The organism is Bdellovibrio bacteriovorus, assembly GCF_001592735.1.
Taxonomy (GTDB): domain Bacteria; phylum Bdellovibrionota; class Bdellovibrionia; order Bdellovibrionales; family Bdellovibrionaceae; genus Bdellovibrio; species Bdellovibrio bacteriovorus_D.
Genome location: NZ_LUKE01000003.1, coordinates 100,029 through 115,263 on the forward strand (window position 1 = coordinate 100,029; position 15,235 = coordinate 115,263).

Genomic DNA, 15,235 nt, shown 5'->3' on the forward strand with positions numbered 1-15,235 from the left:
AAGAGCATGTTAGAAATTCTTCTTCTGTTAACGGCCATCGGGGCGGGCTTTTTAGGGGCCCTTCTGGGGTTGGGGGGAGGAATTATCATCGTGCCGGTTCTGACTTTATTTTATCAGGTCAATATTCGCTATGCGATCGCCGCAAGTTTGATTTCGATTGTCGCAACGTCGTCGGGGGCCGCGGCTAGTTACTTAAAAGACTCTTTAACTAATTTACGCTTAGCTGTGTTTTTGGAAATCGGCACCGTCACGGGTGCGATGGTGGGATTTTTCTTAGCCACATATATTCAAGCTAAATATTTGTTTTTACTTTTCGGCGTCTTCTTATTTTTCTCGGCAGTCATGATGTTAAGAAAGCGGGAAGGTCAATTGTCGGTACAAAACCATCCGTGGGCGGATGCTTTAAGGTTGGATGGCAGTTATCCCGAGGGCGAAAATAAAACCGTGTTTTATAAAGTTCAGCAAGTGCCATTGGGATTGTTTGCCATGTTTGGGGCCGGAATTCTTTCCGCCCTTCTTGGCATTGGCAGCGGTATCTTTAAAGTCTTAGCCATGGATGGAGCAATGAAGCTGCCGATCAAGGTGTCTTCAGCGACTTCAAACTTTATGATCGGCGTGACGGCTTCGGCCAGTGCGGGGGCGTATCTTTTGCGTGGCGATATTTTGCCCGAGATCGCAGCGCCTGTATCCGTAGGAATTATCATAGGTTCATTCTTAGGCGCCAAAGCCATGGTAAAAATGCCCGCTCAACGCATTCGCCAGATTTTCGTGGTGGTTTTAATCGTCGTTTCGGTGCAAATGGTGTGGAAAGGTCTGTCATGAGTGTGGTGGAGACCCCTAAAACGAGTTCTTCTGTCACCGAGATGCATCGCTTAGAGCTGATTGTCAGTCAGTTATTGCGCCTGGGTGTTTTAATTGCGGGTGCGTTGTTATTCATTGGTTGGGTGTGGATGTGGATCAACGGCAATGACATTTCGGGCAATTTAAAAGAGTACAACCCCACGACGTTCACCGATACTTTGCAGTGGGCCGTGATCATGCAGGATCGTGCCCTTTTAACGACCATGATGGGCTTAGTGATTTTGGTCACTTTGCCGGTCGTTCGGGTCTTGTTGACGGCGATTTTATTTATTAAGCAAAAAGATTATCGTTTGGCGATCATGGCCATTTTCGTTTTCGCATTTTTGTGTAGCAGCTTCTTTTTGGGGATAGATCTTTAAAGAAAAACTTTAAAGAATTTTGGTCGCCAAGTACCACGGCAATAAGATGTATAAAGTGACATCGCGAACAAGATAGTAAATAAAAAAGATCGCAAAAAACTTCCAGCCATAGCGTCGGATGACCCCGCGAAGACCTTGTTCGCGGAAAATCGTTTTCGCCTCCCGAAGCGCCTTCGGGGTCCAACGTTGCATAAAGCTGAGTTTTTCTTCAAGCGGCTTTGGATCCATCTTCTTTAAGCTAAAGGCTTGATTTAAAGCGGTCAATCGAAAGACTTGCGAACCACCGTAAAAGCGTCATAATAAGAATATGAACTTTAAAAATTTAAAAATCACAGCCTTTGTTCATCTTTATGGTCTTCTTAAAATTCCATTGGTGTTGTTTGTCAGCCCCCGTGTGGTGGAGCTCTCTGATAAGCGCATGGTTTTAAAAATCCCCTTAAACTATCGCACCAAAAATCATCTAAACTCGATGTACTTCGGTGCTTTAGGAATTGGGGCGGAGCTTTCAATTGCGGCGGCCGCGGTGGTGGCGATCTCTGAAAGTAAGCAAAAAATCGATTTCGTGTTTAAAGATTATAAAGCGGATTATTTAAAGCGCGGGGATGGGCATGTTCACTTTATCTGTGATGAAATTGCCGGGGTTAAAGAGCTGATTGAGCAATCTAAGGCAAACCCGAATCGCATCGAAAGAAAATTCACCGGCTATGCGGTCGTGCCTTCGGTTTCTGAGACGGAAAAAATCATGACTTATGAGCTGACGCTTTCCGTTCGTAATCGTTCTGTAAAAGCTTAAGCCTTGGTTTTATCCAGTGAACGAAGGCTTTCTTCGTACTCATTTACTAACTTTGCATAGATCTCTTTGACACTTAAGATATCATCAATCATGCCCACGGATTGTCCCGCGGTCCAAACCGTCTTCCAAGAGGGTTTCGTCGCCGCTTCTTCTAACGAGCGCATTCCCAAATAGTGAATCAATGGCACCATGTACTTTTTGGTCATTTTATTATCTTTAAGAACTTTCATCGCCCAAGGTAAGTCTGTTCCTAGTTTTTGCACGTAAGGTGTGTTGATGACGGCAGCGGGGGTCCCAGAAACTCGTGTGGTCATAACGATATCTTCCGGTGTTGAATCCACAATCGCTTTTTTGTAAGCCGCGTCGATATCTGCTTCTTTACTTGCGATGAACCGGGTTCCCACGCTCACCCCGGAAGCCCCCAAAGCTAACGCCGCGGTGATCATCGAGCCATGCGAAATACCACCGGCCGCGATGATCGGAACTTGCAGGCGCGTCTTAAGCCATGGAATCAAAACAAAAGGAGAAATGGGGCCGGCATGTCCACCGGCTCCTGCGCCCACGGCGATAACGCCATCGGCCCCCAGGTCTTCCACTTTCAAAGCATGTTCTAAATTCGTCACGTCACAAAAAACTTTGGCCCCATTTTTATGCGCTTCTTCGATCACTTTTTTGGGGCTTCCTAAGGATGTGATAAAAAGATCTACGCCATTATCTAAAGCATACTTTAAATCATCATTCTGACGAGTGTTTGATTTGTTCACGATGATATTTACGCCGATAGGTTTTTTCGTTTTTGCACGCATGGCTTTTAAAGCTTCATCGTATTTTTCAATCGGGCGATAGTTTAAAGCCGGAAAGGTGCCGATACCCCCAGCTTCGCTGCTTTGGGTGACGATTTCTGTATTGCTAACTAAAAACATAGGGGCGGCGATGATGGGATAGTCAATTTTCATCAAATCCGTAAAAGGTGTTCTGATTTGTTTAAGCATATTTCCCCACTTCCAATTTTTGTGAATGATAAATTCCACGATTTCCAGAACAAAGATAGCTGACCACGATTGCTAACGCCGCATAAAGGCCTATATCGGCACCAAAAAGCTCCATAGCCATTAAGATGCATGCAAGCGGAGTATTTGCAGCTCCCGCGAAGACGGCCACAAAACCCAAGGCGGCTAAAAATCCTGTCGGCAAGGGCAGTATTAACGACAGCGCACTGCCTAAGGTGGCCCCGATAAAAAATAAAGGAGTGACTTCACCACCCTTAAAGCCCGATGCCAAGGTGATGACAGTAAAGAGAATCTTAAGAGCGAAATCATAACTTGGTGACGGGGACTGAAAGCTTTCAATCAAGGGAGGAATTCCCAATCCCAAATAACGGTGGGTATTTAGAATCAAGCTGAGGGTGATAATAAACAATCCGCCCGCAACCACGCGTAATGAAATGGATGGAATTTTCTTTTTAAGAAGCGCGCTCAGTCGGTGATGAGACCAGGAAAAAATAAAAGCACAAAGACCAAATAAAACTCCCACCGCAGCGGAAAAAGCTAAAGCTGAAAAACCAAAATCCGGAATCAGGCCGACCAGATTTTGGTACGGAGTATGACGAGCGCCCCACAAAAGACAAACGAAATGCGCGGTAAAAGCACTCATCAAGCACGGGCCCAACCCGCGATATTGAATGCGGCCTAGCGCCAAAACTTCGATACCAAAAATGGCGGCGGCCCAAGGTGTTCCGAACACGGAAGCAAAACCGCCGGCAATGCCGGTCATTAAAAGCAGTTTTCGTTCGGTGGTGGTCAGTTTGCAAACGGCCGTGAATTGATCGGCAATGGCGCCACCCATTTGCACGGCCGTGCCCTCACGTCCGGCAGAGCCCCCGCAAAGATGGGTCAAAAGGGTTCCGCCCCAGATAAGCGGCCACATACGCAACGGAATTTTTTCTTTGGGATCGTGGATTTGCTCTAAGATCAGATTATTTCCGGCTTCTACTTTTTCACCAAAGCGTGAATAGAAAAAGACGATGATAAGACCGGCGACCGGCAAAAGGTATAAAAGCCAAGGGTGATTTAAGCGCGTGTCCGTGATAAATTCTAAAGAAAGCAGAAAGAACGCAGATGCCGTGCCGGTCAAAGCACCGACCGCGCAGGAAATGAAAATCCACTTCAAGGCTTTCTTAAGTCTTTCAAAAAACAAAAACCCTCCCAGGTCCTGCAATAGGATACGGGGAGGGTTTGAAGACGCAAGTTCTTTTTACGGATTCAGATAACGACGAATTAAAAGAAAAACTTCTTTTTTGATCGCATCTTCACGCTCTTGAGATTGTGGCCCCAGTAGAGCTAGTTGAAGAATATTATTGAAGGAACTGACGATAAATAAAGCCATCATCTCGCGATCACGACCTGGAACCGGCGGCATGTGTGCCAAGACCGCTTTTTGGTAGTGTTCGAAGAAGACGCGTCTTGTGTCCCAGTAATCCAGCATTCCTTGTACGCCTTGAAGGGCCGCTCTGAGCGGGCGGTTGTCGTGAAAACGTGTGAACCCAATATCGATAAAAGCGTGAACTTTGGAATCAAGGTCCGTCGCCTGCAATTTCGCCAAATTTTCTTCGATGTAGGCCAGATCTTTTTGAAGAAGATCATCGATCACGGCCGCTACAATCGCCTCTTTGTTGGCAAAGAATTGATAAAGGGAGCCAATGCTCACTCCAGCCATTTCTGCGATCTTATCCGTGGTGATCGCATGATAAGGCTCCTGAACTAAAAGGCGTGCACAAGACTCGACAATGCTTGCCACCGTTTCTTTGGAACGTTTTTGAACGGGGATTTTAAGCATATATCGCTTTTCTGGATTCGTGTGTGTAACTGTTGCTGCACCCATGTTTCTCCTCCTTTGAGAGCTTGAAACTTTGCTCGTATTCATATTCGGTCTTTAAGGGTTAATATTCAATACTGAGCCCCCAAGTAGCATATTACGATACCGAAGTCCTTCCAGGGGGTACTCTTTGACAGAAACTTAACTCAAAATAAGAATCTTACGCTTATTTGATTTAACAAATCGAATATATGTTAAAGATTTCATCTTTGCAATCAAGAATCAGTTCTTTTATTACGCAAATGCAATGTTTAAAAGCGTGATATTGCCATAATAAGGCCATTTATTCACAAGATTGGGTTCCCATTCGCGAATATTCGTTGATGATTCTTTGCGGGTCGTCCCTCTTTTTAAATAGTAAATTATATATTTTATGTCAGGTGTCTGGGTTTTTTGGAGCCGTATGACGCTCAGCGCATAGCTCGTTTTCTTGTCATCACTCACATTCTGGGCAGGCCCCATATTCTCCCTAAATCGACCTAGACATGATGGCCGTCATCGACAGAAATTCGCATCTCCACCAAACTGGGGGTGTAGGAGGACGGACCATGACTGTCGAAGAAGAAGCTAAACAATTTATGAGCCTGGGTTCAAAACTGGGGCTTTGTATCAAGAGTCTTGATAAAAAGGTGATTTTTCAAAATACCAACTGTATTAGAACATGCGGCTCAATGGTGGGAACTGTGTGTAGTAAAACCTGCATGCAAATCTATAAACAAGTCGAAGAGTGTGCCGCCGTTTCGGAGGGCATGAAGCTCTTTAAAGGAACTGAGGTCGATGGTCATCGAGTAGACGCGTTGATCGTAAACGACGGTGAGCAGATCACAACACTGCTTTATCCCTTGGATGAAGATCAAGATAAATTCAAAAAACAAGAAGCCTTCTTCAAAGAGCGTGGCCTTACAAAAAGTGAACTGCGGATCATGCAAATGGTGATGCAGGGAATGACCAACGCCACCATTGCCGAAAAACTTTTTATTTCGAAGGCCACTTTGAAAACGCATCTAAATAACATCTATAAAAAACTACCGGCCTCGATGCGTCCGTCACAAGTTCGGGGATGATCGTGATGCGTCCACATCCAATCTGGGACGTGGATGATCATAAAAGTGTCGAGGCAAAACGTAAACAGGACACTCGGCTTTGCGCACGACATTTCGAGTATAACTTCCTAACAAGGCGGCACTCATGGGGCCGCTTTGGGCTTCCATCATAATCAAATCACAGTCATGGGCTTGGGCCGCGTCTAAGACAAGCTCATCCACCGGTTTAAAAGAGCTATCAATCACGTGGGTCACCATGACCCCCATACGCGAAGCTCCATCCACCCATTGTTGGGCGCGGCGTGATTGGGATTCGATTTGCTCTTCGATAATTTGATCCAGACTTAACATACGGCCTTCATAGTTATAAACACGCGGGCGAGTTTCCAAATCAAAAAGACTTTCAATCGGGCGAGCGATGGCGTGCAATAAAACGATTTCGGATTTGAGCTTTTTAGCTAAGTCTAAAACGTGACGGAAGTTTTCACGCGAGTGCTCACCAAATTCGGTCGGGAAGAGGATGCATTTTGTAGAACGCGTTTTTGTCGCATGCGCCCCCATCACACACACCGGAACCTCGGATTGCAATAAAAGGCTTTCCGCAAAACTGCCCAAAAGGAATCTTTGAAATCCTTGGCGTCCATGGCTGCCGACCACGATAAGATCGGCACCACTTTGTAAGGCATAATGGGATAAAACTTCTGCTGCACCCGCGTGCGACTGTGCGGCGTGCGGGATGACCTTAGGGGTGGAAAGGAAGTCTAAGTCGTAATCGGAGAGGACTTCTTTAAACAGCGTCTCTGCCGTTTTAGAGTGGTCTGTGACCCAGGCGGGCGCTTCATAGGTTGGAAGGATGATTTCGTTTTCTCGCAGCAAATAAAGCGGTTCTATGGTGGCGCCTTCAACCTTGTGCAGGTGGGTTAGGTAGTCCGCCATTTTTTGGTTGAGCTCTTTTAAATCTTCAAATGCGTCAATGGCCCAGATTACTTTCATAAAAGCCTCCCGTTTCAAATGCTCCTAAGCGACATTTTCCTCTGGCGGCGGAGACTTTGAAAGAGCGGGAACAACGCTGTGCCATTTTACAAATAAAAAAGGTCTGCTTTATGGCAGACCTTTAAGAAAACGTACTTTGTGCGAGGCGGGCCCTTAAGCTTGAGCCGGATCGCCCGTCGTACCTTCGCGTTCTTGTTTTTTGATTTCCGCTTTTTCCACCTCTAAGATGTACTTTTTAGTGGCCGCTGGAAGCTCGCTCCACATGCGGATCGAAAGCCATAATCCCATGAATGCAAATGGCAGAAGGAATAATGGCCAGTAAGTCCAATCGCGGTGGCTTAAGTAACCAATGGCCAAAGACTGGATACCGGATCCTAAGTAAACGCAACCATCAACGATTCCGGAAGCGGTGGCCGTCATTTTTTTACCACCAAAATCCGCCGCGGCGGTTCCCGACATCAATGAGTGAACGCCGATCACGGCCAAAGTAATTAAAATCGCGGAAAGACCAAATACCGTGGGATGGCGGAAAAGCGAGAATGTCATGATGATCAATAGCACGATCATCATGGCATTATTGATCGCCGCCGGAGGGCCACGGCGAGAATTGAAAAGGCGGTCCGAGATGATGCCCGCGGCAAATCCCCCGAAGATACCGGTCATACAAAGTAAAAGCCCCCAGTTGTTAATAAAGAACTTGGATCCTTCAAAGAAAGCCGGATTGGTTTGTTCAGTCTCTTTAGCATAGACCAGGTACCATTGCATGATACCGTTACGCAAAACGCCCGAAGTGAAATCCACCAAGGCGATTGTGATCATCACCGGATTGGTGAAGATTTTTTTAAGCATGAATCCGATAGAAATTTTGAGATTGTCATCGTTTTCTCCCGGAGCCGAAGAGGCGTCAGCCGTATCGAAGTCATCAAAATTGGCTTCTTTAGGAGAGTCTTTAAGAAGGATGAAGTCGATCAATGCCCACACTAGAAGCAAAAAGGCCGGGATGGTAAATACCAACCACGTTGCATTGGTGGTTCCGGTATCAATAGCAAAGATATGTTGAATGAATCTTTGGAACGCCGTTTTTTCGCCTTCGATGTGTAATTGCGAGGCGTTGACAATGGCTTGCCCCCAGTCAAAGGCAAAGTAAACCCCGAAGGAAATCAAAGTTCCAAAGATAGCTCCGAAAACACCGCGCTCACGCACGTGGAACCAATAAGCTTTTACTTTGATAATAGAAACGGCGCCATAACTTTGGAAAAACATGTTCAGCGCAAACAGAACAGAGAACGCCAAAACCATGTTCGTTTTAAGGCGGCCCATAAGATATAAATAAGTCACGCCACCCATCAGAAGATTCATTAAAGCGGAACCTAAAGCCGCGATGATGATTCCTTTTTTACCGCCGATTTTATCGACGATAGGACCATTTAAAAGAAAAGAAAAACCGTAAGTGATTGTGCCGGCAGCGAAGATCAATCCAAACTGTTCTTTGGTCATCATGTCGCCCATGGCATTTTTAGAAACGTTGAGGTTGTAACGAGCCATGTAAAGAAAGGCGTAAGTCATTCCCAGTGGGAACCAGTTCACAAAGCGGCGGATCATGAACTTGCGTGAGTGGCCTAGGGGATTGTTTCTAAAATAGAGTGTAATAACGGCGGCCAAACATAAACTTACCAGTAAGAGTGCCATGGGATCTCCTCTAAATTTTTTTCACACAAAGCCCCACGTCTACGAAGCGATGCATTAGCAAAAGTTTTGCTGAGTTCTAAAGGAAAAATGTCAGGATGGCAATCTAAAGGACTGGTCTGAAGACAATCCCAACAATCTCTTTTCGAAATAAGGGCACAGCGAGAGGTATTTTCATGATTCTAGAGTGGGGGCGGTATTTTGCCGCAGGTTAGTATAAGAAAAACTTATACTAAATCTAAAAATTATCGTTTTGTGCTTATAGGTCTAGGGGGATAAGTTGGGATTCAAGAAGAGACAACAAGTTTCTTCGCTAGTACTCGGTAAGATCTGACCACCTCTCTGCAAAGACGCGAAAGAGGACCTGGTCCCAAAAAACAAACGCCGCAATCGCGGCTCCCAAAAGACCCATCACAAAGCCCACCCCAAAAAGCCTACCGAGTGCTAACGCGCGGAAATCTTTGAGTCGTGGCTTGCGCTAAACGCCTTCTCTGGCGCACGCCTTCCGGGCTCGGTTGCCGCCCGCGGCGGGCCGCGGGTTCGCGCCATCGTGGCGCCGGCAAAGGCGCCTGCCGTAGGCGTTTAGCGCAAGCCACTGTTAAAAGATTTCCACTTCCTAGAGAGGTTTTTTAGTTTGATGGGGTCGTTGGTTCTTCTATCAGCGTTTTTCGGTTTTTTAGTAACAACGGCGAGATGCCTACGAAGATATTCATGATAACGGGGCCTATGAGTAAGCCTGGCAATCCGAACATGACGATGGCTCCCACGACTGACGTAAAGCCCACTAACGGGTGAATATCTAAGTCACCGCTGACTAGAAACGGTTTTAAGATGTTGTCTATAGTTCCGGCAAAGATGGCGATCAAAGCTAAGCCGATACCCGGACCCACGCGCTCTCCTAAGAACGCCAACAAAGCTAAGAAAAAGCCCACGGGGGCGGCGCCGATCACGGGGATGAAGGAGACAAAGAAAGTGACCGTCACCACCAACCAGAAATCACCTTCACCGAAGACTAAACTTCCGATGCCGATGACGGAAGCTTGGATTAATCCAATCACGAATGTTGAAAACAAGGTGATTGAACAGCCTTTTTTTAAAACGTCGATCATTTTTTCAGTCAGATCACGATCAAAGACACTGTAATCAACAACAAAGTCATGGATCAATTTGTCATTAAAAAGCATCACCGCCACACCTAAAAGAAAAACTAAAAGGGCGACAATAATCGCCGGCAATTGGCCGGCAAAAGTGGTGGAGTAAGCTAAAATCATTTCCCCGCTGCGATGAAGAATGCTTTCCATGGCGTCGCGTGCTGGGGTGGCCACATCTGTGCCGGTCCATTCAGAAATCTTGGCTAGGCCATTGACGAAAAAATCTTTAGCGGTGTGCAGCTGTTGCACCACGCGCTGGCCTTCCAGATTTTCCGGCTTCATGACCCAGGCGCCAGCGCGATAAACCGCAAGCGATAAAGGAATGATGAAAACCAGGATGCCCGCAAAAAGAGAGATTAAAATCCACCAGCGGCGACGCCAGCCTGTACGACGACTGAGTTTAGTAATGGTCTCTTGAAGACCGGCGGCAAAAATACCCGCCAGGGCCAGAGGCATTAAAAACGGCAAATTGATAAAAATAAATCCAAAAAAAAGAACGGCAAAGAACACCCAGCGGGCTAAGGTTTCTTTGTTTTTTAAGATATCAATCATAGTTATTGAACTTCACACTGCATCGAAGAGTTAGAGTTGCAACGCACCCAAGTTCCGTCATGGCGTGGAGGCAGATAGCTGGGATTGCAGGACGTGGAGTAGGAAGTGGTGTATCTTAAAGCACGCCCACGGTAAGTGAATTCGCAGCTGCGTTCTGCAGCATAGCCAGCATCCTGTTCGGCGCGACGTTTGACGCTGTCAATACAATACGATCCGGAGTTTGCATTGCAGTAAGAACTGCCAGCGCCGCTTCCGCTCACGCGAACCATGCGGGCTTCGGCGGTCAAAGACAAAATAAAAGTTGAAACAAAAGTGATCATTAAAGCTAAAGTTTGAGACCAAGATTTTTTAGACATAAATGCCTCCACCCCCTAATGAACGCACAGTTTTAGGGGGGAGGCAATCAGGGATTATCAAAGCATAGCGTCAGTTAGCTTTGTGTAAGAAACTGAACTCCTAGCTCTTGGCTCTGGTCTTTTTCGTTCCATTTTGTCCAACGCACTTGAGCCTCGACATTGACGTATTCGCCTTCTTTGTTTTGATAACTTAAATTCACAAAATCTTTCTTGGTGTAAAAAGGAGCCCGAATTTTTAAACATGATCCATTGAGAGAAATATTGTCAAATTTACCCCCTAAGATCGGCTGAAAATTTTTATTTTCAGATCCCATTGGTAACATCGACGGCGTGACCAAGGCTCCTTGTAAATGGCGATTGCGTTTGTCCTGTCGCAGCTCCAATTTTTTGCCGCTTAAATAGGATTTGATATCTCGAGCTAAGTGCAGTTCTTCGGTTTTCCATAAGACGATGAAGTCTTGAAAGCTTTTAAGTTTGGTTTTCATGTTCGAAGAGAGTTCGTCGACGACAAAAAAGGTTTTCACATTGGCATAATTTTTTTGCAAGTAAGCGTAGATATCAAAATGGCGGATTTCTAAGAAGGGCAAATAGGCGACGATGATTTTTTCTCCCTCGGTCGCTCCCAAAGAGTGGCGCAAGTCATAGGGGTTTTCAATAAGATGACATTGAAAGTGCGGGTCCTTTTTTAGATGTTTTGGAATAATAGAAATACCAGTAAGAAAAATTTGTGTCTTCATGACAGCCCTCCCAGATTTGTGTGTGACTCTCCCTAAAGCAAGACCGAAGCCACTTCAGATCGAATTAAAAAAGGACCCATGATAAATACTTAAACACCTGTCGAAGTTCTATTAACACTGTCAGTTCAAAACAAAGAGAAGAGAGGGGAGAGTCGGGAGCCTTGCGAGCTCCCGACCAGGGGAAGGGAAATTAAGAGGGGGATGGCCCTGACGCCTGACTTCTTCTAGAGGTCCTCTGTCATTTCGCACAAGATGACGAAAATAAAATCTTTGACGACCTTAGAAGCGCAAGGAAGTTCAATCACGATTTAAGCTTATTGCAACCGACATTCCTTGCTGAGGACTTAATATATTTGAGATGAGAACGTTTACGTTAAGCTGCGAGGAAAAAAACCTCAATTTTGAGGACAAAATGCCATTTTGACCAGCCGTTGTTTTGAGGAAAAAAATGGTCTAAAAGAAGATAGATGCCGAAACTCCGCTATCCACGTCTTCAACGCTTACGTCAATTCTTTGTTCTCTCACACGAGTGGAATGTTTTTATCATCCTGCTGATTATCATTGCTATCAGTCTTACCAGTTGGTGGACGGTGAAGGTGCATCTTGAAAAGGAATGGAAAGCACGTTTAGCGGCAGAATCGGGCAAAGTCATGGCCCGTATTGAGCGAGAATTCGAAGGTTACAGTCAGTCTTTAAGTGATGCGCGTGCCTTTATTCAAACCGGCGGCATGCCGACCCCTAAGCAGTTTCAACGCTATATCGAATCTTCAGAACTGTTCCGTCGTTTTCCGGGACTGCAGGGAATTGCCTTCACGGAAAAAATGGATCGCGCCTCCATCCCGGTGTTTGAAAAGCGCATGCGCAGCTATGGGTATCCGGATTTTAACTATTGGCCGCAAGGGGATCAGGCTCTTTATACATCAATCAGTCTGATACAACCGGAAGATTGGAGAAATAAAAAAGCCCTGGGCTATGACATGTATTCCGAGCCCATTCGTCGCGAAGCGATGGATAAAGCCTTAAAAACCGGGCGGCCGTCAATGACCGATCCGATCACGTTGGTGCAGGATACGACGGAGGTCACCCCGCAAATAGGTTTGTTAGTTTATTTACCGGTTCTTAAGGACAACCCGGATGCAAAAGATCCGCGTGAAAGCTTGCTGGGATTTTCCTACTCTATTGTTAACATAACTAAGTTTTTTAATGGGACTTTGGGAGTACCCCAGTTTTATAACGAAAAAGTCAATTACCGTTTAGAGGCCTTTGATCGCCGGCTCGACCGTTATGTTCCTTTGTATGAACGCTTTTCGGGGGAGGTCCAAGGTGCGATGACCCCCGGTGAAGTGAAGATGGTCCAAGAGGTTCCAGTTTTTGATAAAACCTGGCGAATTACTTTTGTGCCATTACCTCATTTCTTTAACTGGTATGAACGCTATATCCCGATCTTATTTGCCTTTGTGACTCTGGTGATGTTGTCGGTGATTTTTTTGGCTTTATGGTCAACACAACAGTTTTTAAAATTCAGCGAAAAGCATAAGGATTCTTTAGCGCAGATTTCAAAAAATAAATCAGACGAAATTCTTTTAATTCGACGTTTGAATGCGGTGATTGCGGATCTTTCTTCCGCCATTGATGCCCAACCTCTTTTTGAAAAATTCCGCGCTCACTTGCATGAAGTTTTTGAGGTCAGCGATTGCGTCGTTTACGTGCGGGAAGATCGCGGTCCTTACGAAAAGCGTTTCGAAGGAGAGCTTTCCGTATTTCCGGACACCTTGGATCTTCCTTGGGAGTTTGATCAGTTCTTGGCAGAGAAGGTTTTTGACACTCGTTCTAAAGCCGAAGGTCTGCCGAAGCTTTTTTCATGGTTCTCTCCCGAAGTTCGTCGCATCTTAGAGAGCGCTCCGTATTATGTCGGTCGTTCAGTTATGCACGAATCGGGCAAAAGCACATCCGTATTAATTCTGATGAAAGGCACGCAGAATCTGGTGGCGGGTACCATTATGGAATATGCGCTGGTCAGTATGATTGGGCAGTTTGCGATGTCTTACGATAAGGCGATTTTACTTCGCCGTGCCGAAGATGCCAACGTCATGAAGAGCTCGTTTTTAGCTAATATGAGTCACGAAATTCGCACTCCGTTGGGCGTGATTGTCGGGTATTCGGAGATTCTGGCTGAAGATGATTTAGAAAAACAAGAAAAACAGCAGATCGTAAAAAGTGTTAAACGCAATGGTAAAGAGCTGGCGCGGTTGATTGATGATATTTTAGATATTTCAAAAGTCGAAGCCGGAAAGCTGCACTTTGAAATGGCCCAGGTGAATTTAGAAAATCTGGTGCAAGAAATTAAATCGATCATGGAAGTGCGTGCGACGGATCGTAAAATTCAATTTAACGTCGCTAAACTTAGCAATGTTCCTAATTATATTATTACCGATGACATCCGCCTAAAACAGATTTTGGTGAACGTCGTCGGTAATGCCGTGAAGTTCACTGAAAAAGGTGGCGTCAAGTTGCTGTACAAAACGAGTTTGGACGAACACGGTCACGAAGTGATCGAATTCCAAATTCAGGACAGCGGAATTGGTATTAGTGAAAGACACAGGCAAAATCTGTTTAAAGCCTTTTCTCAGGGTGATGTATCCACAACGCGCAAGTACGGCGGTACGGGGTTGGGTTTAGCTCTTTCTAAGCGTTTGGCCGAGCTTTTAGGTGGGGATCTTTACTTACTAGAATCTTCCGTCGGCAAGGGGTCAACGTTCAGTCTGCGCATTCCATTTAAGCAGGCCTCAACATCCTTGCCTCTTCCTCGGCAGGATGTGAACGCGGCCAAGGTGGCCCATGCCTTTGAAGAAAGCAGTCTGCGCCCTATTGATTGGCAAAGTTTGGATCTGCATCATCTTTTAAAGGGTGTACGCATCTTGTTGGTGGAAGACTCTGAAGATAATCAAGAAATCTTTCAGCACTTCTTAAACAATGCGGGTGCTGAAGTGCGTGTGGCCGAAGACGGTGAAAAAGGGGTGGCGGAAACCTTTGCTTGGGATCCGGATTTGGTTTTAATGGATATTCAAATTCCCAAAAAAGATGGCAAACAGGCCACGCGTGAAATTCGCCGTCGCGGCTTTACTAAGCCTGTGATTGCCTTGACGGCTCATGCGTTGACCGAAGAAATTGAAAGCTGCTTAGATGCGGGCTGTAATGGGCAGATCACAAAGCCCGTTTCTGGTGAGCTTTTGGTTCAGGAAGTTTATTTCTATTTAAATCATCGAGGTTGATATGTCGTCCGGAATGGCCGTTCCACTAGAATCCCAAGTTAAATATTTGCAGCGCCGAACGACCGAGCTTGCCCAGATTAGAAGTTCGCTTTTAAGCCAACCAGATTGGGATTTGGTAAAAAAAGTGGGCCATCAGATTAAGGGAAATGCTTCGACTTTTGGTTTTGCGCAGTTAACCGAGTTCGGGAAAAATCTTGAAGTCGCGGCGGCCCAAGGAGATGTTTTGCAGGCGCAACAAATCAGTGAGAAGTTAGAACAAGAAGTGCAGCGTCTGCTTAAAACAATCAGCTAATTAGCGAGTTTCGGTGGTGCGGCCGATCAAAATACGATAACAAAACAAAATTAATAAGGAACCCGCTACCGAAGAGATAAAGCCCGCGGGTTCATATTCGCGGTAATAGCCGGCTGTGGTGCCAATATAGTGAGCGACGGCGGCACCTGCGATTCCCAAAAGGCAGGTGATAATCCAGCCGCCAGGGTCTCGGCCCGGCATAAATAGTTTTGCTGTCGCGCCGACAAGCAAGCCTAAAAGAATCGAGATGATCATATGCAACCTCC

The 15,235-nt window shown here is 45.9% G+C and carries 16 protein-coding genes; 6 read left to right on the forward strand and 10 right to left on the reverse strand.

The features are described from left to right. The first annotated feature begins 6 nt into the window (after nt 1-6). Both AZI86_RS12910 and AZI86_RS12915 read left to right on the forward strand, forming a co-directional pair. The gene (locus AZI86_RS12910; protein ID WP_061835614.1) at nt 7-822 is read left to right on the forward strand and encodes a sulfite exporter TauE/SafE family protein; all 816 of its coding nucleotides are present in this window, start codon (nt 7-9) and stop codon (nt 820-822) included. Further along, entirely contained in the window at nt 819-1,220 is a 402-nt protein-coding gene (locus AZI86_RS12915) for a DUF1634 domain-containing protein (protein WP_061835615.1), read from the forward strand. Before AZI86_RS12910 ends, AZI86_RS12915 begins: the two co-directional genes overlap by 4 nt. Before the next feature lie 9 nt (nt 1,221-1,229). Here AZI86_RS12915 and AZI86_RS12920 read toward each other — a convergent pair whose 3' ends face one another. Then, nucleotides 1,230-1,448, reverse strand: coding sequence for a hypothetical protein (locus AZI86_RS12920; protein WP_061835616.1), 219 nt, complete (start codon nt 1,446-1,448; stop codon nt 1,230-1,232). Between the two features lie 79 nt (nt 1,449-1,527). Between AZI86_RS12920 and AZI86_RS12925 the strand changes: the two genes are divergently transcribed. Beyond that, nucleotides 1,528-2,013 carry a DUF4442 domain-containing protein gene (locus tag AZI86_RS12925; RefSeq protein WP_061835617.1) on the forward strand — a complete coding sequence of 162 codons (486 nt, stop codon included), beginning with the start codon at nt 1,528-1,530 and terminating at the stop codon, nt 2,011-2,013. Here the strand turns inward: AZI86_RS12925 and AZI86_RS12930 are convergent. The 3 genes from AZI86_RS12930 to AZI86_RS12940 are packed head-to-tail and all read right to left on the reverse strand — an operon-like array spanning nt 2,010 to nt 4,893. Beyond that, nucleotides 2,010-3,005 carry an NAD(P)H-dependent flavin oxidoreductase gene (locus AZI86_RS12930; RefSeq protein WP_061835618.1) on the reverse strand — a complete coding sequence of 332 codons (996 nt, stop codon included), beginning with the start codon at nt 3,003-3,005 and terminating at the stop codon, nt 2,010-2,012. The genes AZI86_RS12925 and AZI86_RS12930 overlap by 4 nt on opposite strands. After that, a complete protein-coding gene (locus AZI86_RS12935) occupies nt 2,998-4,209 on the reverse strand; it encodes a voltage-gated chloride channel family protein (protein WP_216635915.1) in 1,212 nt (403 codons plus the stop codon). The genes AZI86_RS12930 and AZI86_RS12935 overlap by 8 nt, the downstream gene beginning before the upstream one ends. A gap of 57 nt (nt 4,210-4,266) precedes the next feature. Then, a complete protein-coding gene (locus tag AZI86_RS12940; RefSeq protein ID WP_061835620.1) occupies nt 4,267-4,893 on the reverse strand; it encodes a TetR/AcrR family transcriptional regulator in 627 nt (208 codons plus the stop codon). 542 nt (nt 4,894-5,435) lie between these two features. On the opposite strand from AZI86_RS12940, the gene AZI86_RS12950 reads away from it, so the two are divergent. Continuing rightward, nucleotides 5,436-5,951 carry a helix-turn-helix domain-containing protein gene (locus AZI86_RS12950; RefSeq protein WP_061835622.1) on the forward strand — a complete coding sequence of 172 codons (516 nt, stop codon included), beginning with the start codon at nt 5,436-5,438 and terminating at the stop codon, nt 5,949-5,951. Here the strand turns inward: AZI86_RS12950 and AZI86_RS12955 are convergent. The 5 genes from AZI86_RS12955 to AZI86_RS12975 form a co-directional block, all read right to left on the reverse strand. Next, nucleotides 5,934-6,923, reverse strand: coding sequence for a universal stress protein (locus tag AZI86_RS12955; protein ID WP_061835623.1), 990 nt, complete (start codon nt 6,921-6,923; stop codon nt 5,934-5,936). The genes AZI86_RS12950 and AZI86_RS12955 overlap by 18 nt on opposite strands. Nucleotides 6,924-7,076: 153 nt before the next feature. After that, on the reverse strand, nt 7,077-8,612 hold the full coding sequence (locus AZI86_RS12960; protein WP_061835624.1) for an MFS transporter: 1,536 nt from the start codon (nt 8,610-8,612) through the stop codon (nt 7,077-7,079). A 626-nt stretch (nt 8,613-9,238) separates the two neighbouring features. Then, on the reverse strand, nt 9,239-10,312 hold the full coding sequence (locus tag AZI86_RS12965) for an AI-2E family transporter (RefSeq protein WP_061835625.1): 1,074 nt from the start codon (nt 10,310-10,312) through the stop codon (nt 9,239-9,241). 2 nt (nt 10,313-10,314) lie between these two features. Then, on the reverse strand, nt 10,315-10,668 hold the full coding sequence (locus tag AZI86_RS12970; RefSeq protein ID WP_253715939.1) for a hypothetical protein: 354 nt from the start codon (nt 10,666-10,668) through the stop codon (nt 10,315-10,317). Between the two features lie 74 nt (nt 10,669-10,742). After that, on the reverse strand, nt 10,743-11,405 hold the full coding sequence (locus AZI86_RS12975) for a PilZ domain-containing protein (protein WP_061835626.1): 663 nt from the start codon (nt 11,403-11,405) through the stop codon (nt 10,743-10,745). A 467-nt stretch (nt 11,406-11,872) separates the two neighbouring features. Between AZI86_RS12975 and AZI86_RS12980 the strand changes: the two genes are divergently transcribed. Both AZI86_RS12980 and AZI86_RS12985 read left to right on the forward strand, forming a co-directional pair. Then, complete coding sequence (locus AZI86_RS12980; RefSeq protein ID WP_061835627.1) at nt 11,873-14,677, forward strand: CHASE domain-containing protein; 2,805 nt, start codon at nt 11,873-11,875, stop codon at nt 14,675-14,677. Nucleotide 14,678: 1 nt separating this feature from the next. Further along, nucleotides 14,679-14,969, forward strand: a complete 291-nt coding sequence (locus AZI86_RS12985) for an Hpt domain-containing protein (protein WP_061835628.1) — start codon at nt 14,679-14,681, stop codon at nt 14,967-14,969. Here the strand turns inward: AZI86_RS12985 and AZI86_RS12990 are convergent, their stop codons facing one another. Continuing rightward, a complete protein-coding gene (locus tag AZI86_RS12990; protein WP_081111926.1) occupies nt 14,970-15,224 on the reverse strand; it encodes a GlsB/YeaQ/YmgE family stress response membrane protein in 255 nt (84 codons plus the stop codon). Nucleotides 15,225-15,235: the final 11 nt, after the last annotated feature.